The sequence below is a fragment of the Fibrobacter succinogenes genome (assembly GCF_902779965.1).
Classification (GTDB): Bacteria; Fibrobacterota; Fibrobacteria; order Fibrobacterales; family Fibrobacteraceae; genus Fibrobacter; species Fibrobacter succinogenes_F.
The window spans coordinates 1-25,018 of the sequence record NZ_CACZDK010000036.1 but is presented as its reverse complement, the minus strand read 5'-3'; the positions used below and the strand labels follow the sequence as shown (position 1 = coordinate 25,018).

Below are 25,018 nucleotides of genomic sequence, written 5' to 3'. Positions count from 1 at the left end.
TTCATGAATGTCAAGCAATTAGTTTTCGCCGTTCTTCATTTCGATTCTTTCACGGTCGAGCGTGTGCTGCAAGTATTCCTTGAAGTCACGATCGATGTTCACACCGTCAAAGTCGATATCGTCGTTTTCCAACACGAACACGGCACTCGGGTTATCGAGCCAGCCCACGATGTCCACGTCATCCAACTTCATGGACTTGTCGCCAGCCTTCTGGGCAACATATTCAATCTTAGCCTTCGGAACCCAGCCCTGACCGCAAGAACCCTTCACGAGGACTTCGGTATCGCCTTCTTTCAGGACAGTCAATTCATCGTTAAAGCCTGCCGTGCAGACTACGGAGCCACCATCTTTTTCTTTGGTGAGTTCCACATCGCCAAGCTTAGACTTCACCTTCTTGGCCGCAAAGGAAGAAGCTACCAGCAAAGCAAAGGCGACAAACATAACTTTTTTCATCATTTTCATAGCGAATCCTCAAAAGATGGGAAATATTCAACAATGCTATACGAATATACTTTTTATTTTGCCAATCCGTTGCATTTTCTTTTAAATTTTTACGCAATGAAGAAGATTTTTTCAATTACCGCCGTTATAGTCCTCTTAATCGCTGTTTTTGCGTACATCCACGTAAATCAACGGTTGAGCGCCGTTTCACTTAACGAAAAAACTGTCATTTTGGAGATTCCGAAGGGCAGTTCCCCTACAAAAGTTTTACAAATTTTACAAGAAAAAGGCGTCTGGGACGACGACTTGGCCTTCACTTTATGGTGCAAAATGAACAAACCGTCCCTCAAAGCTGGCTGGTACGAAGTTCCCGCCCACCAAACGCTCGACGAACTCGCCGCACTGTTCCAGAGTGGCAAGAGTGCCGTCCGCAAGGTGACCATCCCCGAAGGTCGAGCCACATGGGAAATTCCCGCCTACCTCCAAAAGAGCTTCCCGAACCTCGACACCGCTCGCTGGAACAGCCTCGTCCAAGACTCGAAGTTCGCCCATTCTCTTGGCGTCGAAGGGAATACCCTTGAAGGTTACCTGCTGCCGGACACGTATCCGTTCGCCATCAACTCCGACGAAGAGTCCATACTCAAGCAGATGGTCGCCGCAAATCTCAAGCTGCGTGACGAACTCAAGGACCGTAAAGGCTCCATGTGGGAACAACTAGGCAACTGGCATCGCGTGCTCACACTTGCAAGCGTAGTCGAAGAAGAAACAGGCATTCCAGCAGAACGCCCGCTCATTGCTGGCGTGTTCCACAATAGGCTCCGCCTTGGCATGCCTCTTGGGGCAGACCCGACGGTGCGGTTCATTTTCAAGAACTTGACCGGACCGATCTACAAAAGCCAGTTGAACAGCAACAACCCGTACAACACCCGCAGGTTCCCAGGACTTATGCCAGGTCCGATTTCGAATCCGGGACGCAAGGCCATCGAAGCCGCACTCTTCCCCGAAAAGACCGAAGCTCTTTACTTTGTTGCAAAAGACGATGGTTCGCACACGCACTTCTTCAGCAGCACTCTCGCCGACCACAACAAGTATAAAGACATCGCCGCCAAAAACCGCGGAGAGAAGAAGTAGCGGAAGCAGTAGAAAGTTGGAAGTAGGCTGTTAGAAGAATCCAGCTAGGTTCCGGCCAGAGGCCGGAATGACGTGCAGGGTTGTACAGCATGAACACTTGCGTGCATATTGGATAACCGCAGCAGTCAAGCTTCGAAGAGGAATGACGTCATGGCGGACCTGATCCGCCATCTAAGTTCTAAAACAGACTACAGTCGCCGATACGGATAAAGTATCGGTAATTTTTTATCCGTTTGATATCGCCAAATGTTTCTGTATCGACTATGCGATTGAGCCCTGCGTAGACCGTAAACGAGCGGTACTTATAGCGCAACGCAGGTTCAATCACAAACTTATTGGAATTCAGTTTCGCTGTCGATTTATCTTCGAAATCATGGACATACGCCAAAGAAAGCCAAGCGCCAAAGCCGTTGCGGTGAACGCCACCATTCACACGAAGCAATGCATACCCGTGTGTGGACAATTCTGGATCAAGCCAGTCGTTGGACCATGGTGTTGCAGCAATATGCAAGCGGAATCGGTCTTCCATTGCCGTATTATCAAAATTCTTGGGGAACCTGAAGTGCCCATCACGATAAGCATCAAAGCCCATCGCCGCGCCGACTGTCACCGAAGTATTTCGAGTTGGAGCATAAGAGAACCTTCCATCAAAAGAATAAACGCCATAAATCGGGCCTCTTTGATGGAACCCGAAACCAACCAAGTTCATGCCAAGATAGGCATTGGCGGCATAGCCCTTTGACGCAAACCACGGATCATCTTCACCATTCAACAGTGAATAATGGACAGTTTGTGTCACTGGACTTGTCTCATAGTTCGTGCTAGTATCAACAATTTCATCATCCCAAAAATCTACTTGCGGAATCGCTTTGGGCGACAATTCAAATTCACGGTCACCAAATAAGAACTTGACTTCAACGGATTGATTTTTGTCAATTGCATACTTTGCCGACAAGAAAAGATCGTTACGCATTTCGTATTCAAAGCGATTAGAACCTGGAACGTTATCGTTTTCAAACGCTTTTAAATAGCGGAGTTTCATAAAGTCATAGCCAAAGCCAAACTTCCAACGACGATTAATCAGATTCGAAATTTCTAGGCGCGGTCGGAAACCATAAGAGGTTGTCCCGTAAAAACCGGCAAGCGTCAACGCAATTTCCATCTGGTTCACATAGTTCAGCGTCACCTCGCCATAAGCATTTGCACCAATGATGTTCGAGCCAAAACCACCTACAGCAACATCCATAGTCGGATGCACGCCCACATCAATCAATAGCCCGCCATCGGGCTGCATATTGAACGTAATCGTATCGTACGGAACCTTGGAAGCAATCGAATAAGCAAAATTTGCCGGAGCGGCAAAGCCCGTATCTTGAGGATTCCAGTAAGACAGCACAGACGAATGATGTTCCGAAGAAAGGCTATCAAACACCGGATTGAATTCAAACCAAGCTTCAGATTTTTGCTTGTCGGAATATTCCCTACGACCATCCACAATAGGAATAATTTCGCGCAGTGCATGTTCCACTGACGAGAAACCCGCCTGAATCATGGACTTGCGAGAAGTATCGCGAATGGAATGAGCCCTTACAAAAACGCCCTGAACATCACCTAATTTCGACAAGACCTGTTTCTTGAGCGTACGCAATTCGGCATTACCTTCTAGTTCATAGCGTACAGGGTCTGCAACAACAATAATCGAAGCTTCTTGCGTTTTTTTAGATTCCGGGAACGTCAAGTACGGACAAAGTTCTCCAGAATTTTCATTGCCCGCAAGCGGAAGCGAATTCACAATATCTGCATACAACGGATTTTCAATAACACTATCGCATGTCATGAGCGTAATGGGGATACGATATGATCCATGCTGGCGGTAAAGGGATTCCTCAAAGCGAAGACGCGATAGAGACCGTTCGATAGATGCTGTATCGGGAACAAGCGCATGCATGCTGCGATAAACATTCCCCGCAGTATCCGCATAAAACGAGAATCGCTCACGAAACGATGGAGGACCACTTACAGAAACGGGAAGACTAAAAGCATCATGTTCCGTCTTTGCATGAATCGAGTTGACCCCCAAATGCTCAACGACATACGGATCCATCATCAAACGCTGGATATCGTCAATCGACACTCCCAGCGACCACAAAGCTCCCATCCAAGCGCCCCACGATGTAGCAACAATAGAATCAACAGGAATCTTGTATTCTTCTAATGCATACAAAGCGCCCAAATGAAACCACGGAGAGCGTTCTCCCCCGCCAAGGTAAAGCACAGACTTTGTCTTTTTCGCCTGTAGCGAATCGGGTACCAGTTGCATAGCGCTCAAGAGCGTTTCATCAGCGGAATGTGCCGCCAGCGCAGGCGCCACATAAGCGGAAACCGAAACGGCCACCGACAGCAAAAAAGCTTTTTTAAGCCAACCTAGCGGGATTGGAAACATAACGACCTGCCTCTTCGGACGTCACAATGCCAGAGCGAACATATTCTGCAAGGCAATTATCCATCAAGAGCATTCCTTCAGAAGAAGAAGCTTCCATGATAGACGGAATCTTGAAATGATCTCCACTGCGTATAAAAGATGCCACTTTTTGCGTATTAAAGAGGATTTCCCAAGCCGGAGGAACAACAGCGCCCTCTTGTGCCGCCGGAAGCAATCTCTGGACAACAACAGCCTTAAGAGCCGCAGCAAGCAACGTACGGACAAGGTCTCGTTTTTCTGAAGGCACGGACGAAATAAGCGCATCGACAACGCCCACCGCATTACCTGCCGTCACATTCATGACAACCAAAGCACCAGCCTCAGCAGCACTCAATACGGGGATCAAGGCGGAACTATCGAAATCGCCTACCCAGAAAAGATCGGTACCACTGCGAAGGCCCTGTTCCAATTTTTCGGAGATAGAGCCAACAGTATTCACAAGCGCAAGGCTTTCGCCAGTTTTTACAGGCAGCTCGCGCCCAGCATCCAAATCGCAGAACCGGAGCATTCCGGACTGGCACATTGCCGAAACATACGATGTCGCCGTTACCGTTTTTCCAGAGCAAGCCGGGCCAGCAAAAATAACCAAGCCAGAACTGAGTCCCAGTAAATTATCAAGCGCCGCCGGAGCCCCCAAAGACGAGAACTCAGGGCATTCAGCCATCAACGGGCGGAAAATCGCCGCATTACCCAAAGCTTCGCGAAAATACTTCACGCGCCATTTGGTGTTCAGCCAAGGGCCACCGACAAACGACCCCGATTCACCATCAAGCGAACCCAAAAATTCAAGCAACGAACCAAACGGGAACGCGGGAGAATCGGGAATAGCGCAAACACGCCCCGCAAAGCGGACCGCCGAAGGCGCCCCTTCGGTCACAATCAAGTCACTCGCCCCGACACTCAAGGCATATTCCAAAAGAGATTCAATTTCTGATGCCATGACGAACCTCGCTATTAAACCTTACGATAAGAGGCAAAACGACGGCTATCGCTTGCACGCTTCCATGCCTCGACGCCTTCGATGTAACCGGAATCCACGCACATTTGCAAGGATTCGTCCAATGTAATGCCCTGATCTTTTTGACCACTAATTGCAGAAACAATTTGCGACACATCTCCCTTGCGGATCATTCCCGCAATCGTCGATGTCACCTTCATGGCTTCTGCCGCAAGGACCAAGCCTTGGTTCTGCACAACAGGAATCAAATGCTGCACGATAACGCCCTTGAGCTGGTCGGCAAGCGTACATGCAAATGCATTGCGATTTTCACTAGGAACTGACATGAGAAGCCTTGAAAGCAGCGCATGGATGTTGTTGCCGTTCGTTACGGCAAAGACAAGCGCCCCCGCATTCGAAGCCTGCATCAAAAGCGAAAGTTCATCCATCGATTCCAAATGATCAAAGAGAATGACATCTGCACCCGTACGGATAGCAAGTTCAATACCGGCCACACCAGAACGCACATGCAAGCCCACTTCGCGTTGCGCAATGGAACCATTCGGGTTCAAAAGCAAACGTTCAATCGGCTTTTCAACCGTCTGGATAAACACTTGTCTGTTGGCGGCAATACACTCGGCAAACGCAGTCATCGTCGTAGAGCGCCCACTTGACGAAGGCCCAGCGATAAGCACAAGACCACTATTGAGTGTAGCAAAACGCGTTGAAAATTCGGGCAAGTAGAGATTTTCAAGAGCAATTGATTCCATCGGAATAATACGAATGGAAATACTCGGGATAACATCGTTCCATGTCACAGAAATACGCGCACGACCAACACCAGGAAGAGCAAAAGTCTTGCTGAAATTGCGCCCGACAACGATTTTGTAACCATCAGCAAAACCGGTCGCCGCTTCGGTCAAGCGATCCATCAAATGTGTTTTTTCGAGTACTTTTTCAGAAGCGACAAAAAGCTTTCCCGACTGGCGCATCGTAATTTGTCTGTCGGCATACAGATAAACATCTGTCACATTAAACTTGCGGGCATACGCAATGACTTTTGCAAGCGATGTAATCGGGTGCAAAACATCGGGAGCCTCGATCGATTTGCCATCGCCGGTGGCAACGGCAAACTGCGACGGGAGTTCTTCAGAAGAAGTTTCTTCGGTAGAAGTTTCTGTTTCGACCGGAACTTGCACGCTCGCCATGCTCGTCGTTTCGAGACCTTCGACTTTTTCAATAACAACCGTCGAGGAAGAAGCTTCACCATAAAGGCTGCTGTTGCCTTCGATCTTGATAGCCGGTTCTTCAGCCGGCTGCGGAGCTGCCGCCGCAACGGGCTTTACCGCAGGAGTTGGAGCCGCTTGAACATGCGCAGGGGCCGCAGGCGCGGGTGATGGCTGAGACGCCGGAGATGCGGGAGCACTTGCAGGCTTTGCTGCTGCACCCGCAGGTTTCGCATTTTTCGCCTCAAGGTTTTCCACAAAGGCAAGAACCTTCGCATACATGGACTCTTTCAAGATTCCCGCATGAACGAGAACCTGACCGATATCCATCGAATCGGTAATTTCACCCCAATGGGCCTTAACCTGTTCCTCGGTCACAACTTTATTGTGAACGAGAACCTTTGCCATATACTGATTTCTCATAAGAAATCCCTCCGGCTGAACCACCAGCTTGCAATCGTGAGGAATACACCAATATAGCCTAGCGCATAAACAGAATTCCAGAACAAATACAAGTCCGGAAGCGCTACACCATGTACAACATAGTTCGTTACGTTAAATCGATAAAGTCCAGGGAACACGGCATGAATTACAACCGCAGCTTTTTCAAGAATCGCAGACGAGGTACTCTGGAGTTCGCCCATGCGGCTTGCAAAACGGACCTGCTCCAAAAGCTGATCGCTCAAATGCCCCGCAAAATAAACACCCAGCGTAAATAGCGCCGAAAGCACCGTGCTGCTAAAGCTACTGAACAAAAGCGCCACCGCAATCACGACCGCCATTTCGCAGAATATCAGATAAATTGCCATTAAAAGACTAAACGTCGGGCTAGAGTTCGTCACCCACAAAATACCGTAATAAATCCCCGTAAGGAGAATCAAGTGAACGGCAACTACCGCCAAAAGTCCAAAATACTTGCCCACAATAAACGCGGCACGGCTAATCGGTTTCGATAAAAGCGTAAGCACAGTCCGTCGCTGGATTTCCTTTTGCACAAGGCTAATACCCACAAAGATGGAAATCAAGAGCCCCGAAAGGTCCATCACCGAAAGCGTCGTAGACTTGATCACATAAGCGCGGTCGAACACGGACCACTCGCCAAGCACAATGCTAAAAAGCGTAAGCGCAATCGCCAAAAAAACGATATTATAAAGAATCTTGTCGCGAATAGATTCGCGGAACGTATTGAGAGCAATAATGCCAATATGCTTAAGCGTCTGCACGGGCAATTTCCTCCGTCAAAATATCTTCGAGGCTCGGACGCTTGTGGTCCATCTTTTCTACAGCAATTCCTTTAGAAAGGCAGAAACCAAGCAAACGGTCACGAGCCACATCATCAGCGCAAATATATTCTTGCGGGTGTCCCGTCGCAGAAACGCCTCGCGGCAAGTCCGCACCCAGAATCGCCTCGCGAACGCGAACATGGTATTCAACGCCGCACGACTCCGTAATCTCGTCAACCGTACCTTCGCGAACAATTTTCCCATCAACGATCATCGCCACGCGGTGGCTGATAGATTCCACATCGCTGAGCAAATGGCTCGAATAAAAAATCGTCACGCCATCACGGTTGAGTTGCTGAATCGCTTCGCGCACGTCACGACGCCCCATCGGGTCCAAGCCGCTCATCGGTTCATCGAGAATCAAAAGTTTCGGCTTGCCAAGAATCGCCTGCGCAATGCCAACGCGCTGCATCATGCCCTTGGAATACGAACGCAAGCGGCGGTCAATCCAGTCCTTGTTCGCATGCAAAAGTTCGAGCGCCCAGCCAATGCGGGATTCAAGTTCGGCGCCATTGAGCCCCACGAGCTTTCCGTAAAAACGCAAAAGTTCGCGACCCGAGAGGTAATCATAAAAATACGGCTGTTCCGGAGAATAACCAATGTAGCGGCGGCTCTTGGAATCACGTGGACTAATCCCGTTTACAAGCACCTTGCCCGAATCGAAATTCAAAAGACCCGTCAACACCTTGATCGTGGTGGACTTCCCCGCCCCGTTAGGTCCGATAAAGCCATACACCTTGCCCGCCTCGACATTGAAGCTCACATCCTTAAGCGCAAGCTTAGGCTTCATGGTAAAGCCACTGCGGTAAGTCTTGTGCAGGTGTTCAATTTCAATCATAAAATCACTCATACACGCAATCACTTCTCAGAAGAATTTTCATCGCTGTCACTATCGTGAGCTTCAGCGCTATCGTCAGAGTCATCCGATTCGTCAAGGCCAGCTCTCTTATAAGATTCTTCAATTTCGCGACGGCGGCGTTCCGCCTTTTCTTTTTTGTTGATGAAAAAATAAATGACAGCACCAATCAAGTAAACAACAATGCCCGAATAGAAAATCGGATTGATGGACATGCCCTCAAGACCGGGGAACAGATTTAAAATGATTTCATGGCCAAAAAGTGCAAGCAGGACTAAAATAAAGCCAAGTCCCCTCAGTACATAAGTAACAATCACAAGTTTTTGCATCGAAAACCTCGAAACGATGCCGCACAACCCGTACGGCATTCTCAATTTCAATATATGTATTTATAAATCAAAAAGACGAGTCCAAACTCGATTATTACCCCTTTTTCGCGAAAATGAGGGAAATTTCACATTTCACAGCCATTTCCCCAAAAAAAGAAGTCACCCTGAACGAACTTGATAGGGGCTATATCGTTCAGAGTGACACGGGATGTTGCTTTCCCAAAGATTTTATTTCATAATATCAAAATCCGCAGACTACTTCACCTTGACGCAGCGGACGGAAGCAGCGATGGTCTTGTTGTAATGTTCGTACGTTACTTTGTCCTGTATACGAACCATGACCGCGCGGGAATCATCAAAAGCATCGGCAGTCCAGAAACTGGCGCTCACATTTTCATCGGCGAACTTTCCATCGTAATAGCGGAAACCATCCTTATTAATATTGAGCAACTTCAAGTCGGCTTTTTCAAAGTCAGCCTGTTTCGGGAGTTCCCAACCTGTGGGGCAAGCATCATTTGCAGATTTCCAATCGTAAAGGCGGCCATACTTTTTGCAATTGTCGAGGTTGTTTCCATAGCAATAGCTGGAATCGAAATTCACGAGGTTTGCGTTTTCGGCCATCCAGATACGGCCACCCGTTTCGACGGTAGCATAAGTTTGACCTTGGCACTTGAGCGTCTTGGCAACTTCATCATAGTGGCAGTTTTCCACTTTTTCGCAAGCGGCAAACAGTACTGCCGTAGCGATAATAAGTGCCGCCATTCCAATGAACTTGAACTTCATATATTCAATCTCCTTAAGATTGTTTTTTAGGGAGTCTCTAAAAATTGCTGAATTTTCAGAGACGACCGTTACGATGAATTTTTCAAGAGCTCTTTTTTTCGGGCACAAATGTAGATGGAATTAGCCGTTTTGACTAATACTTTCTTTCAATCGGATTCATAATTTAAAATTATGGATTAGGGATATTCTATAAAATTGTCACTGGATCCTTCGACTTCGCGCTATGCGCTCCGCTCAGGATGACACGCTCCATCACACTGATCGAAAGGTTATAAAAGCGAGTAAGACGAGGCGCCTTATCGACCGTAGCGTACTCACGTACGTGAGGAGTGCTGCAACGCACTTACAGACCGTTCAGTGCAATTAAAATTTCGCCTCACTCTCGCAACCATGCCTCGTTAATACGAGGCACTCATTGCTCACAGGCGACGCTTTGTAAAAGCGAGCGAGAGCAGGCGCAGCACGACGTAGCGTACTCACGTACGTGAGGAGTGCTGCAACACACTTACAGACCGTTCGGCGCAATTAAAATTTCGTCTCACTCTCGCAACCAAGCCTCGTTAATACGAGGCACTCGTTGCTCACAGGCGACGCTTTTTAGCCTTTCACGTGGATTGCGGCGGCGAATTCCTTAAGCAACGCCGGATCGTTGACCTTTTCCCAGAGAGTTCCGGTCACGATGATTTGCGCACCGGCAGCAACGCGGACGGCCGCAGTCTGCGGATCCTTGATGCCACCACCGGTGATGATGGTCATTTCGGTGGCCTTGCGCGTATAGGCAACGTGTTCAACCGGCACTGGTTCTTCGGCGCCGCTACCGGCTTCGAGGTAAACATAACGCATGCCCATGAGTTCTGCAGCAATGGAGTTCACCATGCTGAGCTTGGGCTTGTTTGCAGGCACAGGCATCGTGCCACTGATGTATTCGACCGTCGTGCGTTTACCGCTGTTAATGAGCTGGTATGCCGTCGGAATAGCTTCCATGTTGAGCGCGCGCACGAGTGCACCACCGCGAACCTGTTCGTCGATGAGGTAGTTCGGATTGCGACCGCTCACAAGCGTCATAAAAAGCATGGCATCAAAACCGGGAACAACCTGAGAAGCCCCACCCGGGAAAAGCACCACCGGCAAATCCACGGCAGCCTTGAGCGCCGCCACTTGCTTCGGGAGCGTAAAATTGCCCAAGTAAGAACCACCCACCAAGAGAAGGTCCGCTCCATTTTCAGCAGCGAGTGAGCCAGCCTTTACAAAGGCGGCTTCGTCCGATGTATCCGGATCCAACAACACGGCAAACAACGCACCACGTTTCTCGATTTCTGCATTCAAACGGAGTTCAGTCTTCCCAGGTTTCATAGCAAATCCTTTTTATGCATTTTTCATGCAAGATAGATTAAAGATACAATATTTAAATGAGGAGATTCCCTGTCAAGGCGAGAATGACAAGGGATATCTTGTATAACGAGAGTTTTTCAGTCAAGCCGGGAATAACAAGAAAAGAAGGCGGGCCGCAGCCCGTCTTCCCTTTTCCTCCTAACAAATAATTTTTATGCGATTTTAAACAGTTTAGTTTTTGATGCAACGGACAAAAGCGGTTTTTGTTGTCGACCTATGGTAATCATCATCAATCAAGTGCAAATTCCAATACCCAAAAATAAAGGTATGGTCAACAACACCACAAGAATAAATTCCAAAGCCACAACGAGGACTCCACCGATCAAAGAATTCAGCGATATACAACGGCTTATCGACTATCACAAAAGCATTAGAGAAACCATTATATTGGAATCGAACAATTTGCAAGGTTTCATCAAACCAAGCTTTAGCATGCGCATTCAATCCAAAGCCAGTCGCCGTTTCATCATATAGGGTTGGAACAACGTATTCATAATCAACATCATATTCATTGCCCAAATTTTGCAGCAAGGTCATCCAATCAGCAGCCGTCGGAATCCTCCAGCCATCCGGACAAACCCCCTGGTAAGAGTTCCTATTCGAGGAAATTACAAAATCATCATAGTTCCAGGTCCAATCAAAATAGGTCGAGGTCCAATCATAAGAATGCTCGAGAGAATCCAAATACGCCTTGTCAACAAATGTGGTATCGCCCAAAGAATCGATGGAATAAACATTCACATCACCATCGCCAATATTCATAGCGGCTTTCCACTGATACACATAATCATCCGGATCGCAACCCGATTCATATTGTTCAAACCATTCCCAACCATACCCAGGCAAAAAACAAGATATTCTCCCTGACAAATTCGATTTCAACGCGCTGTCAATCAACGATGACGTCGTATCCGTGAAACTCAGGTTTTCAGCCATCCAAGTCTGAGAAACGTCACCCCAATTATACGTCACCGTCTTATAAATCTTTCCATCTCGCTCATCCGTCATTGTCCCTTTCGTATGAGCAACCGTTTTAAATCCAAGAGTCCAACTTCCAGAACGACATACGATAGTAATAAGCCTTGTATTAGCAGCTCCAACATCCCCAGAAACATTTTCATGCGCCTCATCACATCGACCTAAACCATCTTTATTAGCCAAGTAATTTACCATATACTTTATCATCTTCATGGAATTTAAATAAAATTGTTCCACAGCAGATTTTCGATTAGAAAACGCCTTTGGCGAAGAATAATAGAGCTGGGTTTCAAAGTTCAATTCCGAGCGTATATCTGATTCACTTAAACGAGCCATTGTATTAACATAAGGCAATTCTGAACCATCCTCATTCATTTTTTCAAATGCACCAAGATCCTCGTACACGCCGAACTCTTCAAGAATTTCACGCTCAGCCATTTTACTTGCTTGAGCAAAAGAATTTCCTTCTGCAAAATATTTTTGTAAAAGTGGAACTTTCATCGTCGTCAAAGTGCTAATACTTACGTTTTTCACATTCCGCAAATCTACTATCGCACTGTAGTTATAATACGTATAAACTATAGTACCTCGTTTATCGCGGACATCAGGAGAGCTAACTTGCTCTCCAATTAATACATAAGGGCTTCTTAGATTCATTTCTTTAAACTCAAAGTGGCCACTATCGTTATCCACTGTATCTACAAAAAAACGACCTGTCGTATCGAGAGTCAAAGAATCCAATTCATAAACGGTTATAATCGATCCTTTTTCGGCAAACACTGAGCCCTCATATTTTACAGTATCAACGTACACACCCGACGAATCCGCAACCTTCAGCAGTTTTGGACACACATCGCCCACTCGGCCAGACAATGCATAAACTCGTGTTTCTTCGGTAACACCGCCCGAAACCTGATTATCGGAACAAGCCGCAAATGCAAAAGCAAGCAGCACCAACATTTTGCAGACAAGCTGTCCGCTAATTTTTAAATAATTCATAGTTTCCTCCTAGACCTTTTTATTTAAGCTTTTATTTGTAAGCGGGAAAAGCTGAAAATTCAAGCGATACACGTCATCGACTTCAGCATCCCTTGTCGCAATTGTGGCAATGCGTTTGCGGCACGCATCGAGTTCTTGAACGATTTCATCATACGCTTTATGCGTAAGGCCCATCGTAAGGCCAGAGAAATGGCGTTCATCCTGAGCAACGCCTTCAACGGCATCTACCGCAAACTCGCCCATTTGGCGGTGCATTCCGCGAACAGCTACAGGAGTCACTTCCATTGGCCCCGTCGTCACAAAGGTGTCCGTTTGCACGTAGCGTCCTTCTTCGTCCTTTTTGAGTAATCCCGCCTTGACCAAAAAATTCAAAGTCTCGCTAACCTCAGCTGCAGTAATTGCCGGGCGACATGTTTTTGCAAGCGTAAGAGGTTTTGCGCCAGGCATCGCTGGAGCAAGTTCACGGAGCACTGGATTTTTCCAGCTTTCAAAATAGCGGAACGAATCGCCCTCAATGATTTTCGCCTTATGCGCATCAGCGATGGAAAGCATTTTGCTAAACGCGGCCTTCTTTTCGGCATCTGTTTTCGCGTTGTCAAACTTGACCATCTCGCAAAAATATTCCTGTTCAAAATCGACAAGATGCATGGCCTGCGCCACACGCAATGCAGCCGCATCGCTCAAGTTCAAGCGGCCTTCACTTGCATATTTAAGATGAACCGGCGAGGAGAAGCCTGCCGCCCGCGTGAATTCTTGCCAAGTAAACGCAGACTTCGCCTTTTTCTCAGCGTAATAGTCCGCAATATACTGACGATAACTAGTGTATTCTAGTACATCTTTCATTGTTTCCTCCTAGCACAAACAGCATCTCGACTTTACGGTCCGTGCCGTTTTCAAATTCAAATATAAATTCAAAATTTCAAAAAGTCAATACTTCACCATAAATTTTTAGCGTTTTTAGTTAAAATTATACAAAATTCAATAATTGATAAAAATTTTAGAATTTTCAATAATACAAACAAAGTATTTGCTCTCAATACAAAACGGTAAAACGAGAAATAATGGATCCTCGCCTGCGCGAGGATGACATAAGCCTATACAGGCATGGCGACATACATTTTAACGGTTACTCGCGTAAGCGAGGATGACTGCGAGAAACAACGGGTTCCCTCTCTTCGATCGAGAACGACGAATACAAAAAGAAGGCGGGCCGCAGCCCGTCTTCTGTCCCCCATTTCCTCCTTACACTCATGTTTTGGGGGATCAAATTCAATTCTTGATGCAGCGGACAAACATCCTCCGATAATAACTTGATAACGCCATAACGTTATAAATATTGAACGTATACCCTATGAAAGAGAGGCTAAAGCGTCTTGATCTTTCGCTATTCGTAGGAATAAACAAATACGTACTATTCTCTACACCAACCCGCATTCCATATTCTTCATCCAGTTCCGCTTTAGCCGTATTGTATATACCCAGTCCAAACGGCTCTTCGATTGACGGAGTCGCCATGAGATACGTGCCCACATCAATTTTACCCCATTCGTCTTCGATAATTTTAAAGAACTCTTCCCAATCATCGAAAGTGGGGATTCGCCAACCCCCAGGGCAAACGCCCTGACTCACAGCAATGCTATCTAAATCAACATTAGACAAATAAACATGCCAATTATTCGGCCCCATATAAGCATTACACATTTCAGTAATCCACTGATTAAAAAATACCGTATCTACATTCTCACCATAACCATAAGACTCACACTTTTCCTTGGCCAACGGATCCGTATTTTCAAAATGTTCTATACATCTTTGAACATATGCAGAATCATAAGGTTGTGAATCTTTCCTCATATATATATCTGACAACGCATCCCGACATGCATCCATATTCACATACGACCAATTCCGCAAAACAGATTTGCCTAATCCCACCGCCGTGTGCCAATCATACTGACGGCCAAAGATTTCACAATTTTCAGCTTTATCGTCATAGCAATATGTAGTATCAAGCATAGCGCCATTGTAATTCAAGTTTTCGGCCATCCAAGTCGCCGTTTTTTCACCAAAATCAATTGTTACCGTCTTGTACGTTCTTCCATCACGAGCATCCGTCATCGTCCCAAACGAATGACTTACATGTTTATCAAAAGTCAAGTGCCAACTTTCCGAGCGACAAACAATTTTGAATTCTTTCATATTTCTAATACTATCGGGAATACCAAGCACTTGCCCTTCTAACGACGTCGTGCAACGCCCCACCCCTATCATTGCAGATAAAATTCCTGCAAGATATTTTTCGTAAAGTTTTATCGTTTGATACATTCTAGCGCCCCGAGCCCCCATTCCGTCATAGAAAGCCTGCGGAATACTCAGCACCCTTATCAATTCAGTTGTTTTATCAGTAATCTTACTACTTAACCATTGATATTCCGCAAAAGATCCCCTTTGCGCAAAAACATCAACTCCCGAACGGAGGCCAATAGCATCAATCACAGACAACATCGCATAATAATCTAGACTTTCCAAATCTTTATAATCTGGAACCACATCATAGACCCCAATCGCATCAAACAATTCACGTTTTGCTCGATCCATCGCCTGTACAAAATCAACATCCAATTTAACCAAAAAACGAACGCGAGCATACAACAAATCAGAAATCACGTCAACAACAATAGGGGCACTATCACGAACATCAGCAACGGCTCTAAAAACACGATTATTTTCGCTATAGCCAATACCTTGATCATTCACATTCACGATTTTCCCCATATCAGCCGCTATCAACACATACGGGGATTTCAACGCCTCCACTTGAATATTAAAGAGCCCTTCATCATTGTCGATAGTATCCGCATAAGCAACTCCCGTTGTATCCAACGAAAGAGAATCCAATTCGTAAAGGGTCACTATAGAGCCTTTACGCACTCCACCCAAAGCAAACTCCAATTGCGTACTATCCAGAGATTCATACCGCGGGCTCACCATTGCCAAGCCTTTTACCGTAATATTTTCAAGCAAAGCCGTTTCTTCCGTAGAACCACCGTCACGCGCCAACGGAGACCGATCAACATCTTCGGAGCAGCCCGCATACATCATGACCAGAGCAAACGCCATAAACAAACAGAACGCCGCTCCAATAAAATCACTCACCAACGAATTTCGTCTTGGAAACTTCATGATATCCTCCTAATCCTTATTAACACTCTTTTTTGTCATCGGGAAAAACTGCACGTTCAAGCGATAAACTTCATCCGCATCATCATCCCTTGTTGCAATCGCTACAATCCTTTTACGAAATTCCGCAATTTCTTGAACAATTTCATCGTAGGCGCTTTGAGTAATGCCAAGCGTAAGGCCCGAGAAATGGCGTTCATTTTGCGGCACGCCTTCAATGGCATCAAGCGCAAATTCACCCATTTGACGATGCATTCCGCGAACAGCCACGGGCGTCACGTCCATGGGGCCGGTAGTCACAGATTTTTCAGTCTGTACGTAATTTCCGCTTTTGTCCTTTTGAAGCAAATTGGCCTTGACCAAAAAGCTGAGCGATTCGCTGACTTCTGCAGCAGAAATTTTGGGGCGGCAAGCACGGGCAAGTGCCAGGGGCTTAGCCCCCGGCATTGAAGGAGCAAGTTCGCGGAGCACCGGATTTTTCCAGCTTTCGAAATAGCGGAAAGAATCACCTTCAATAATTCTGACTTTATGAACATCGGCAATGGCAAGCATCCTGTTGAACGCAGATTTTTTTTCATCATCCGTTTTGGCATGGTCGAACTTGACCATTTCGGCAAAATATTCTTGTTCGTAGCCAGCAAGCCCCATGGCATTGGCTACTTGATACGCAGTATCTTCGCTCAGATTCGAGCGGCCTTCGCTCACGTATTTCAGGAACACAGGCGACGAGAAGCCCGCCGCTCGCGTAAAAGTTTGCCAAGTAAACGCAGATTTCGCCTTTTTTTCGGCATAGTAATCTGCGATGTACTGGTGATAGTTCGTGTACTCTAGTACATCCTTCATTTATTCCTCCTAACACAAACAGCCTCTTGATTTTAAAGTCCGAGCCGTTTACAACCTGAAATATAAAACAAAAAATTTAAAAAGTCAACAGTTTAAGGATAAATATTTTACGTTTTTATTTAAATTTAAGCATTTTTGTTATTTTTATAAAATTTTTTGCATTTTCTGTGATACAGATAAGATAGTTTATAGTTACTAGTTTTTAGTTATTAGCAAATAGGTATAGAGATGGCGGATCAAGTCCGCCATGACACCATCTTCGACCAAAGCAAAAAAAAGAAGGCGGGCCGAAGCCCGTCTCCTGTCCCACATTTCCTCCTTACACTCATGTTTTTTGGGGATCAAATTCAATTTTTGATGCAGCGAACAAACATTTCATTATTTAGCACAAAGAACGGGAGTGCATTCCTAGGAGCATCTGTAAAATTCATATACATATCTATAGAAACGTTCTCACTTCCAACAAAAGCCGTAAAGGAGATACGGCCTACATCATTCTCGCTAGGAACCAAAGCATACCTGACGTCGCTCATCGGCGCAGTATATCCGAAACCGCTTCCATAGACATCGGTAAACGAGGCTCCTCGTGCGGCAACATTTTGCCCCAAGATTTCCCAATCTTCCTTATTGGGGATTCTCCATCCTTCCGGGCACACACCGCGATAAGCAACAGGCTTTGTTCGGAAAACAGATTCCGACAAATCCAAGTGACAACCATCATACTTTCTATAACAATAACTGTAAACGTTATCTGCGGTATCATTAGCCACACATTTGCCATCCGGTGATTTTACATAGCAATAAGCATACTTTACACTATCACTTGCGCCTTCAAGATAACCTTTCTTCAAACACATATCCTCTACAGCCACGGTTTCCCATTTATCCTTATAAGTACTGTCGGCATCATTCCATATAAATTCATGAATACGAGACGTCATTTTTATAGAAGACCAATCCAAATCCATCGCAGTTCGCCACGTATAATAACGGCCATAATCACAAGAAGAATCACCATCCCAGCACGTTTTACTAGATGTCGCATCTGTATAGTTCAGATTTTCGGCCATCCACGTCTGCGTAATATCGCCCCAATTATACGTGACAGTCTTATATGTTTTGCCATCGCGCGCGTCCGTCATCACTCCGCTAGAGTATTCTAACTTTTTACGCCCCGGTTTCCACTTACCGGAACGGCAAACAACCGACATATACTCATGCCCTAGTATTTTATAGACTTCATTTTCACGAGATTCTGTGCATCGACCAACACCAATTTCTTGTAAATAATAGCCTATTCCATAATCAAGCATCTTTATCTTATTCAAATAAACCTGCTCCATGTCACTCCCAAAAGCATTGGCTGCGGCAAAAGTTATGTAATAATAACGATCAAAAGGTATCGGAAAATTATAAACGAAAGCATCACCAAGAGTTATAATTCGAACAATCATCCGCAAAACATAAGACAATTCACCATTTACATTTTCAGCATTTTCAAATTCTCCCAAATCTTCATAAATGCCAAAGTTTTCCAAGATTTCTTGTTCCGCCTTTTTACCCGCCGCAGCAAAAGACATCCCTTCGGCAAAGTATTTCTTCAACAACGGGATTTTCAGATAACTTAATGTGTTAATGCTTATTTTCGAAGAACCTGATTCTTGGTAATTCCGTACATCAACTATAGCGCCTAAAGAAACCGGATATTTGGTAGAATCCAAAATGCCACAATCGGTAGGCCAAATTCCTCCCCAAGAGGAATCAATCACGGATTCGCATGGAACTTCAACATACGTTTGATAAGACGAAGAGCCCCACACACCACGTTCTTGACAATCAAACGCAATGCAAGAATCCCGTATTTCAATCAATACATACGGGCTACCCAAAAAAATATTTTCAAACGCAAAACGACCTTCACCATTGTCGATGGTATCCAAAAAAACACGACCATTCGGTTCAAGAGTTAGGGGATTCAATTCGTAAACAGCGACGACAGTTCCTTCAGGTACCTCCAAACGTCCATCATTAATTCCAGAAACTGAGTCAAGCCCATCCAATCCCATCACTTTAGGATACACATCGCCAGCTCGCCCCGCCAAAGCATACACGCCCTGTTCTTCGGCGGCACCACCATGAGCACCGTTTATCGGAGAATTGTCTTCGGAGCAACCCGAATACATCATGAGAAGAGCAAACGCCATCATCAAGCAGAACACCGCCCCGATGAAATCACGCACAAGCGTGTTACGATTTAAGTTATTCATAGTTTCCTCCTTAATCCTTTTTATTTAAACTTTTATTTGTCATCGGGAAGAACTGCACGTTCAGACGGTAAACTTCGTCTGTTGCAGGTTCACGTGTTGCAATCTCGATGATTTCTTTACGGAACTCAGCTATTTTCTGCACGATTTCCTGATAAGCCTCACGGGTAATGCCAAGCGTAAGGCCCGAGAAATGGCGTTCGTCCTGCGGCACGCCCTCGATAGCGTCCAACGCGAATTCTCCCATTTGGCGATGCATTCCGCGAACCGCCAGTGGAGTCACTTCCATCGGACCGGTCGTCACGACTTTATCCGTTTGTTCGTAATTTCCGTCTTTGTCTTTTTTCAGAAGGTCCGCCTTGACCAAGAAATTCAAAGTCTCGCTCACTTCGGCAGCACTGATTTTTTCACGACAGGCATGAGCAAGAGCCAAAGGCTTCGCACCTGGCATCGCGGGAGCGAGTTCGCGGAGCACCGGATTTTTCCAGTCTTCGAAAAAGCGGAAAGACTCGCCCTCCAGAATTTTCATTTTGCGAGATTCTGCAATAGAGAGCATATTGCTGAACGCAGAACGTTTTTCGTCATCGGTCTTTGCATGGCAAAACTTGACCATTTCCACAAAGAAGTCGCATTCGAAATCAGCGAGATGCATGGAACGCGCCGTGCGAATCGCAGCTTCCTCACTCAAGTTGAAGCGACCTTCGCTCACATATTTAAGGTAAACCGGCGACGAGAAACCCGCCGCAGTAGCGAACTCCTGCCAAGAAAACGCAGACTTAGCCTTTCGATCGGCATAGTAGTCTGCGATATACTGGCGGTAGTCCCTGTATTCAAGTATATCTTTCATTTTTCCTCCTTACACTCAGTCTCTTTTCCGGACTGACTGTTCGATGTTTCAAAATATAATTCATTAATTTTCAAAAATCAACAGTTTTACAATATAAAATTCAATTTTTACGCAAAATTTTAAAGATTTTTATAAAGAATTAGAATTTTATCAATTTTCACAATATGAATTAGGATATTCAAGACGTAACGAGAAATACGCTGGAAAAGCGCGAAAACACGCAAATGTCGCGCTAATGCCGCGCAAACAACGGTTCCCCACACTAAAAATCCTCTTTTGGTCATTTTTTTACGTAAAAAATTTGAAATTAGATAGTTTTTTACGTAAAATTAAAGATAAATTAATCAAATTTTAGAATAAAAGCCCGCAAAGCGACACCAAGCGCCGTCTTTCGCACCCAAAACGAAGAGATTTGTTGGTAAAATCAGAAGAAAAGCTCATCAAGAGCCCTTTTTCCATCAAAATATTTCGAACAACATTAAAAAATTACGTAAGGAATAAAAAAATCACAGTCATTATTACGTAAAAATCGTCATTTTTTGAAAAACAGAGTTTTTTACTACATTTTTTTTCATGAACTTTTTCACGAAAATTGATATTCCCGCGTTCAGTTGGCAAATTGATTACAAATCGCGACTCGCTTTTTTCGGATCGTGTTTTGCGGACAATATTTCGGCACAATTTGCATCGCGGAAATTTAAAGTTTTGGCTAATCCGTTCGGGACGGTGTACAATCCGCTTTCGTTGGCGAAACAGATCAAGGCTATCGCCGACGGGAAACTGTTCGACGAAGAAGATGTTTTTCAGGACATGCGTCTTGGAAATCATGCGGACTCCGAACACTGCGGCGCATCTTGGCATTGCTGGGATGCCCATGGATCGCTTTCTGCCAAGACTCGCGAGGAATGCATTGCCAAGCTGAATAACGCAGCAACGCAAGCACGTGAATTTTTGCAAAAGGCCGATGTTGTATTCATCACGTTCGGGACTGCCTTCGTGTACTTTTTGAAATCAACTTGTGAAAATGGAGAAAGTTCAAACGAGACAACACGCGGACAGGTGGTTTCAAATTGCCACAGGCAAAATCCGAGATTATTTGAGCGCCAGATGATTTCGGTGGATGAAGCCGCGACGGCAATTCGTGAAATTGTGGAAGGATTATGCAAGATTAAAAATGACAGGATCCTTCGACCAAAATTTAATGGATCCCCTACGCAAAGGCCGCAACAAGAAAAGATGGATTCCCTCCCTTCGGTCGAGAATGACTGCGTTGAAAAAGACCATTCAACGGAAAACAGGAAAAGCGAAAGTCACGAATTTCATATCGTCTTTACGGTTTCGCCGTTACGGCACATGAGCGATGGCGCGCACAACAACACGCTTTCGAAGGCAACGCTGCAACTTGCAATTAATAAAGTCATTCAAGAGATTGACGAGGCGAACCAAACATGCGCTTCGCGCAACACCACAGTAACAAATCCGGGGCAGTCTCAACAAAATCCAGCGTTTGTCGAACACTTCCCGAGTTACGAGATTGTGATGGACGAGTTGCGCGACTACCGCTTTTACGACAGCGACATGATTCACTTGTCCAAAACCGCCGAAGAATATATTTTCGAGCGCATGGCAGAAACTTATTGCAATGAGAAAACACGCGAAGACATCAAGCAAGTCGAAAAGTTCTTGAAAAGCGCGAATCACCGCATACAGGATGCCAATTCACCCGCCACAGCGGCGTTTCTGCAAAAGCTACACGCAGAAGCAGCAAGACTTGAAAGCCAAATTGCGGGACTAAAACTAAGACTCTGAGGGGATTCCGGCTCGGGGGCCGGAATGACATACAAGGGAATCAAGCGAGAGGACACTTGTGGACTCGCATTTGATTCCCGCCGCAGTCATGCCTCGAAGAGGAATGACAATGAGGCGAGTGCCGCGACAAAATGCTTGCATTTTGGCATGGTTGAGCCGATAGGTCATGCACGAAGTGCAATGACGAGATGCCGATCCCAGAATAAATCCGGGAAGACAATGCATAAAAGAAGACGGGGCGAACCCCGTCTTCCTTTTTCCTCCTAACAAATATTTCTAAAGCTTTAGAACAAAATTAGTCCTGAACACAACGGAAGGAGAAATAGCCATAAGGCCACAGATACGTATCCCAACCATACATCACCTCAACATTCCAACCCGCCATTTCAATAGCTTTCAACTCCCATCGATCCGTTGATTGGACTACAAAGGCGAAAGATTCATAGGAATAATCTCCAAATCCAACCTGGGGTAAATACTTCGACGCATGATAACCCAAATATTCATTTTCAACGAAATCATCACTACAACCATAATTAGCACAACCACCCGTCGCTTGTTCCAAAAGATACAGCAAACGAGACCATTCTTTCAAAGTCGGGACATGCCACCCTTCTGGACATATTCCCCGGAAATGTTCCCCCTCAACTTTCAACGAATCATAGCCAACCAATTCAGGTTCCTTATATACAGACACCGTATTCCAATATGCAGAATCCAAAGAAGCAACATACTCTAAAAAGTCAAAATTACGTGATTTTTGACGCAAAGAAACATAGTGCGGATCAAAGTAATTCATCGGCTGGACGTTTTCATCACGATATCTCAAGTTTTCGGCCATCCAAGTTTGAGGCAGACCATCAATATCAAACGTCACTGTTTTATATACCATGCCATCACGACTATCAACCAACGTTCCTATTGTAGTAGGCACTATTTCCGCCATTTTATAGCGACCATTCAAAACAGTCCATTGCCCAGACAAACAGTAAACATTCATATAGCGATCCGGATTTCCAAAGACTTCTACACCTTTCCCCTCATTTTGAGCAGTACATCTTCCAAGTCCATGCATTCCAGCCACAATGTTATACAAAACATTCTTAACACTATCAGAAAATTCTTCGCTGTTCTTCATCCAATAAATTTTTTCGACCAAGAATTGTTTTATAGAATCTACCGCAGACAAAGATCCCATATTGGCAAACGCTTGAGTAATCAACAACGTTGAATTTTTTTCAGACCACTGAAAAAGCATTTCCTCAATGTAATCTAAAACGAACAAATGATTTTTATTTTCAACGTACGAAGTCTTATCAAAATCAAAGGAATCTCCATACATACCCAAATCATCAAGAAGTTCCTTATCAGCCTGACGCTTAGCTTCAGCAAAACGCTTTCCCCGCTTCACTAAAGAAAGTATACGAGCCGATTCCAAATAAGTCATTGCATTAATGTCAATATCTCTCGTTTCTCGAACATCAACAATGACACTATATGTCGCCACATACACCCCTTCCGAAGCATTATAATCATCAAAAGACCAAACACCATTCCAAGACCAATACACAGGATTTTCTGCGTAAGGAGCAAGTTCAAACATAACATACGGACTATTTAGCGAAACACTATCAAAGCTAAATTCTCCCGATGAATTTACACATTCTGTATAATAAACAACACCAGTCGTATCGAACGTAACAGAATCGAGTTCAGCCATTCTTATGATGGAGCCCATTTTAGCAGTACTGCTCCACCCCCCAAACACTTTATCTTTGTCTGCAGGCGATAACCGCATTGCACGCCCAATAAGGGAAATTTTTTCCAAACCAGTTTCTTCGACAGTACCACCGGCAACAGGGCCATTATTTTCCGAGCACGCTGCGAACACAAAGGCGAGCAGCATCGCCATTTTGCAGACAGACTGTCCGCTAATTTTTGAGTAATTCATACATTCCTCCTTATTTATTTTTTTAAATCTTGTTTTTGCGTCAGCGGGAAAAGCTGCATATTCAGACGATAAACTTCGTCCGTGGCGGCATTTTTTCTCGCAATGGCTACGACCCTTTTACGGCAATCGGCAATTTCTTGCACGATTTCATCGTAGCCTTCTTTAGTGATGCCAAACGTGACACCGGAGAAATTTCGTTTATCCTGATCCACACCCTCGATCGCTTCGAGCGCGAGTTCGCCCATTTGACGGTGCATCGTGCGGACCGCCAACGGCGTCACTTCCATGCGCCCCGTCGTCAAGGATTTATTCGTTTGCACATAGTTGCCTTCGTCATTTTTTTCAAGGAATCCGCCCTTGACCAAAAAGTTCAGCACATCGCTGACTTCGGCGGCGGTAATTTCTGGACGGCAGGCATGAGCAAGCGCAAGCGGTTTTGCGCCAGGCATTGATGGAGCGAGTTCACGGATAACGGGATTTTTCCAGCTTTCAAAAAAGCGGAACGAATCGCCTTCCAAGATTTTAGCCTTGTGCGCATCACCAATGGCAAGCATGTTGTTAAAGGCGGCCTTCTTTTCGGCATCCGTTTTCGCATGGTCGAACCGGACCATTTCCGCGAAATATTCACGTTCGTAGTCCACCAAGCGCATGGCCTCTGCAACGCGAACTGTCGCCGTTTCGCTCAAGTTAAAGCGGCCTTCACTCACGTATTTCAGATAAACACGTGAAGAGAATCCGGCTTCGTCAGCGAACTCTTGCCAAGTAAACGCAGATTTCGCTTTTTTATCGGCGTAGTAATCCGCAATATACTGGCGATAGCTCGTATATTCCAATATTTCTTTCATTTTTCCTCCTTACAGCGGCCTCTTTTTGTTATGGCCGTGTATTACAAAAACGAATTTCGGACTTTGCGCCCGTTCCGTTCTTGAAATCAAATATACAACTTAAATTAAAAAAAGCAATAGTTTTGCAACACAAAATATTGATTTTTATTAAAAAATAACAATTTTTATTAAACAGTATTAAAAAATAGCAGATTTTTACAATACAAACGTATTGTAGAAAACGGCCTATATGACATTTGGGTACCTAAATTTCTCGTAACCCTTTGATTTATAAGGCGTTGTAGCAAATTTTTCTTTTATGGGAAAAATTTGCTTTTTTTGTGGGTCAAACAAGGTCATCAAAAAGGGTCTTAAACAGGGCAAGCAGCGGTGGCTTTGTAAGACCTGCGGACACATTTTCACTCCAAGTTCTAGAATCAAGGATTCCCAAGTGATAGAACTT

General features: G+C 45.2%; 19 protein-coding genes. 2 read left to right on the top strand and 17 right to left on the bottom strand.

The window, feature by feature from the left end:
* Nucleotides 1-18: 18 nt before the first annotated feature.
* Nucleotides 19-462 carry a hypothetical protein gene (locus tag HUF13_RS14290; RefSeq protein ID WP_173475754.1) on the bottom strand — a complete coding sequence of 148 codons (444 nt, stop codon included), beginning with the start codon at nucleotides 460-462 and terminating at the stop codon, nucleotides 19-21.
* A gap of 33 nt (nucleotides 463-495) precedes the next feature.
* Here HUF13_RS14290 and mltG point away from each other — a divergent pair, with 33 nt between their 5' ends.
* The gene (gene mltG / locus HUF13_RS14285; protein WP_173475753.1) at nucleotides 496-1,572 is read left to right on the top strand and encodes an endolytic transglycosylase MltG; all 1,077 of its coding nucleotides are present in this window, start codon (nucleotides 496-498) and stop codon (nucleotides 1,570-1,572) included.
* A gap of 178 nt (nucleotides 1,573-1,750) precedes the next feature.
* Here the strand turns inward: mltG and HUF13_RS14280 are convergent, their stop codons facing one another.
* The 14 genes from HUF13_RS14280 to HUF13_RS14215 form a co-directional block, all read right to left on the bottom strand.
* Complete coding sequence (locus tag HUF13_RS14280) at nucleotides 1,751-4,015, bottom strand: patatin-like phospholipase family protein (protein ID WP_173475752.1); 2,265 nt, start codon at nucleotides 4,013-4,015, stop codon at nucleotides 1,751-1,753.
* The gene (locus tag HUF13_RS14275; protein WP_173475751.1) at nucleotides 3,987-4,994 is read right to left on the bottom strand and encodes an ATPase, T2SS/T4P/T4SS family; all 1,008 of its coding nucleotides are present in this window, start codon (nucleotides 4,992-4,994) and stop codon (nucleotides 3,987-3,989) included. The genes HUF13_RS14280 and HUF13_RS14275 overlap by 29 nt, the downstream gene beginning before the upstream one ends.
* 14 nt (nucleotides 4,995-5,008) lie before the next feature.
* Complete coding sequence (locus HUF13_RS14270) at nucleotides 5,009-6,640, bottom strand: type IV pilus twitching motility protein PilT (RefSeq protein ID WP_173475750.1); 1,632 nt, start codon at nucleotides 6,638-6,640, stop codon at nucleotides 5,009-5,011.
* On the bottom strand, nucleotides 6,637-7,440 hold the full coding sequence (locus HUF13_RS14265; RefSeq protein WP_173475749.1) for an ABC transporter permease: 804 nt from the start codon (nucleotides 7,438-7,440) through the stop codon (nucleotides 6,637-6,639). Before HUF13_RS14265 ends, HUF13_RS14270 begins: the two co-directional genes overlap by 4 nt.
* Nucleotides 7,427-8,338 (bottom strand): ABC transporter ATP-binding protein, encoded by a 912-nt coding sequence (locus HUF13_RS14260; protein WP_173475748.1) that lies wholly within the window; start codon nucleotides 8,336-8,338, stop codon nucleotides 7,427-7,429. Before HUF13_RS14260 ends, HUF13_RS14265 begins: the two co-directional genes overlap by 14 nt.
* A gap of 20 nt (nucleotides 8,339-8,358) precedes the next feature.
* Nucleotides 8,359-8,724, bottom strand: coding sequence for a hypothetical protein (locus HUF13_RS14255; RefSeq protein WP_304039219.1), 366 nt, complete (start codon nucleotides 8,722-8,724; stop codon nucleotides 8,359-8,361).
* Nucleotides 8,725-8,940: 216 nt separating this feature from the next.
* Nucleotides 8,941-9,468 (bottom strand): FISUMP domain-containing protein, encoded by a 528-nt coding sequence (locus HUF13_RS14250; RefSeq protein WP_173475747.1) that lies wholly within the window; start codon nucleotides 9,466-9,468, stop codon nucleotides 8,941-8,943.
* Nucleotides 9,469-10,065: 597 nt separating this feature from the next.
* Nucleotides 10,066-10,821, bottom strand: coding sequence for a geranylgeranylglyceryl/heptaprenylglyceryl phosphate synthase (locus HUF13_RS14245; RefSeq protein WP_173475746.1), 756 nt, complete (start codon nucleotides 10,819-10,821; stop codon nucleotides 10,066-10,068).
* 210 nt (nucleotides 10,822-11,031) lie between these two features.
* On the bottom strand, nucleotides 11,032-12,837 hold the full coding sequence (locus tag HUF13_RS14240) for an FISUMP domain-containing protein (RefSeq protein WP_173475745.1): 1,806 nt from the start codon (nucleotides 12,835-12,837) through the stop codon (nucleotides 11,032-11,034).
* Nucleotides 12,838-12,846: 9 nt separating this feature from the next.
* Nucleotides 12,847-13,680, bottom strand: a complete 834-nt coding sequence (locus tag HUF13_RS14235; RefSeq protein WP_173475744.1) for a TIGR02147 family protein — start codon at nucleotides 13,678-13,680, stop codon at nucleotides 12,847-12,849.
* 426 nt (nucleotides 13,681-14,106) lie between these two features.
* Nucleotides 14,107-16,020 carry an FISUMP domain-containing protein gene (locus HUF13_RS14230; RefSeq protein WP_173475743.1) on the bottom strand — a complete coding sequence of 638 codons (1,914 nt, stop codon included), beginning with the start codon at nucleotides 16,018-16,020 and terminating at the stop codon, nucleotides 14,107-14,109.
* A 9-nt stretch (nucleotides 16,021-16,029) separates the two neighbouring features.
* Nucleotides 16,030-16,860, bottom strand: coding sequence for a TIGR02147 family protein (locus tag HUF13_RS14225; RefSeq protein ID WP_173475742.1), 831 nt, complete (start codon nucleotides 16,858-16,860; stop codon nucleotides 16,030-16,032).
* A 347-nt stretch (nucleotides 16,861-17,207) separates the two neighbouring features.
* Complete coding sequence (locus HUF13_RS14220; RefSeq protein ID WP_173475741.1) at nucleotides 17,208-19,127, bottom strand: FISUMP domain-containing protein; 1,920 nt, start codon at nucleotides 19,125-19,127, stop codon at nucleotides 17,208-17,210.
* Between the two features lie 10 nt (nucleotides 19,128-19,137).
* Nucleotides 19,138-19,971, bottom strand: coding sequence for a TIGR02147 family protein (locus HUF13_RS14215; RefSeq protein ID WP_173475740.1), 834 nt, complete (start codon nucleotides 19,969-19,971; stop codon nucleotides 19,138-19,140).
* A gap of 573 nt (nucleotides 19,972-20,544) precedes the next feature.
* Here HUF13_RS14215 and HUF13_RS17435 point away from each other — a divergent pair.
* The gene (locus HUF13_RS17435) at nucleotides 20,545-21,780 is read left to right on the top strand and encodes a GSCFA domain-containing protein (protein ID WP_304039217.1); all 1,236 of its coding nucleotides are present in this window, start codon (nucleotides 20,545-20,547) and stop codon (nucleotides 21,778-21,780) included.
* A 295-nt stretch (nucleotides 21,781-22,075) separates the two neighbouring features.
* Here HUF13_RS17435 and HUF13_RS14200 read toward each other — a convergent pair whose 3' ends face one another.
* Together HUF13_RS14200 and HUF13_RS14195 are read right to left on the bottom strand one after the other, a co-directional pair.
* The gene (locus HUF13_RS14200; RefSeq protein ID WP_173475739.1) at nucleotides 22,076-23,731 is read right to left on the bottom strand and encodes an FISUMP domain-containing protein; all 1,656 of its coding nucleotides are present in this window, start codon (nucleotides 23,729-23,731) and stop codon (nucleotides 22,076-22,078) included.
* Nucleotides 23,732-23,745: 14 nt separating this feature from the next.
* On the bottom strand, nucleotides 23,746-24,576 hold the full coding sequence (locus HUF13_RS14195) for a TIGR02147 family protein (RefSeq protein ID WP_173475738.1): 831 nt from the start codon (nucleotides 24,574-24,576) through the stop codon (nucleotides 23,746-23,748).
* Nucleotides 24,577-25,018: the final 442 nt, after the last annotated feature.

Excerpts from the sequence above, each read along its gene's own strand:
- HUF13_RS14195 (WP_173475738.1), bottom strand. The coding sequence starts at position 24,576 with ATGAAAGAAATATTGGAATATACGAGCTATCGCCAGTATATTGCGGAT.
- HUF13_RS14260 (WP_173475748.1), bottom strand. The coding sequence starts at position 8,338 with ATGATTGAAATTGAACACCTGCACAAGACTTACCGCAGTGGCTTTACC.
- HUF13_RS14245 (WP_173475746.1), bottom strand. The coding sequence starts at position 10,821 with ATGAAACCTGGGAAGACTGAACTCCGTTTGAATGCAGAAATCGAGAAA.
- HUF13_RS14230 (WP_173475743.1), bottom strand. The coding sequence starts at position 16,020 with ATGAAGTTTCCAAGACGAAATTCGTTGGTGAGTGATTTTATTGGAGCG.
- HUF13_RS14235 (WP_173475744.1), bottom strand. The coding sequence starts at position 13,680 with ATGAAAGATGTACTAGAATACACTAGTTATCGTCAGTATATTGCGGAC.
- HUF13_RS14250 (WP_173475747.1), bottom strand. The coding sequence starts at position 9,468 with ATGAAGTTCAAGTTCATTGGAATGGCGGCACTTATTATCGCTACGGCA.
- HUF13_RS17435 (WP_304039217.1), top strand. The coding sequence starts at position 20,545 with ATGAACTTTTTCACGAAAATTGATATTCCCGCGTTCAGTTGGCAAATT.
- HUF13_RS14280 (WP_173475752.1), bottom strand. The coding sequence starts at position 4,015 with ATGTTTCCAATCCCGCTAGGTTGGCTTAAAAAAGCTTTTTTGCTGTCG.
- HUF13_RS14215 (WP_173475740.1), bottom strand. The coding sequence starts at position 19,971 with ATGAAAGATATACTTGAATACAGGGACTACCGCCAGTATATCGCAGAC.
- HUF13_RS14255 (WP_304039219.1), bottom strand. The coding sequence starts at position 8,724 with ATGCCGTACGGGTTGTGCGGCATCGTTTCGAGGTTTTCGATGCAAAAA.
- HUF13_RS14240 (WP_173475745.1), bottom strand. The coding sequence starts at position 12,837 with ATGAATTATTTAAAAATTAGCGGACAGCTTGTCTGCAAAATGTTGGTG.
- HUF13_RS14200 (WP_173475739.1), bottom strand. The coding sequence starts at position 23,731 with ATGAATTACTCAAAAATTAGCGGACAGTCTGTCTGCAAAATGGCGATG.
- HUF13_RS14275 (WP_173475751.1), bottom strand. The coding sequence starts at position 4,994 with ATGGCATCAGAAATTGAATCTCTTTTGGAATATGCCTTGAGTGTCGGG.
- HUF13_RS14225 (WP_173475742.1), bottom strand. The coding sequence starts at position 16,860 with ATGAAGGATGTACTAGAGTACACGAACTATCACCAGTACATCGCAGAT.
- HUF13_RS14290 (WP_173475754.1), bottom strand. The coding sequence starts at position 462 with ATGAAAATGATGAAAAAAGTTATGTTTGTCGCCTTTGCTTTGCTGGTA.
- HUF13_RS14270 (WP_173475750.1), bottom strand. The coding sequence starts at position 6,640 with ATGAGAAATCAGTATATGGCAAAGGTTCTCGTTCACAATAAAGTTGTG.
- mltG (WP_173475753.1), top strand. The coding sequence starts at position 496 with ATGCTATACGAATATACTTTTTATTTTGCCAATCCGTTGCATTTTCTT.
- HUF13_RS14220 (WP_173475741.1), bottom strand. The coding sequence starts at position 19,127 with ATGAATAACTTAAATCGTAACACGCTTGTGCGTGATTTCATCGGGGCG.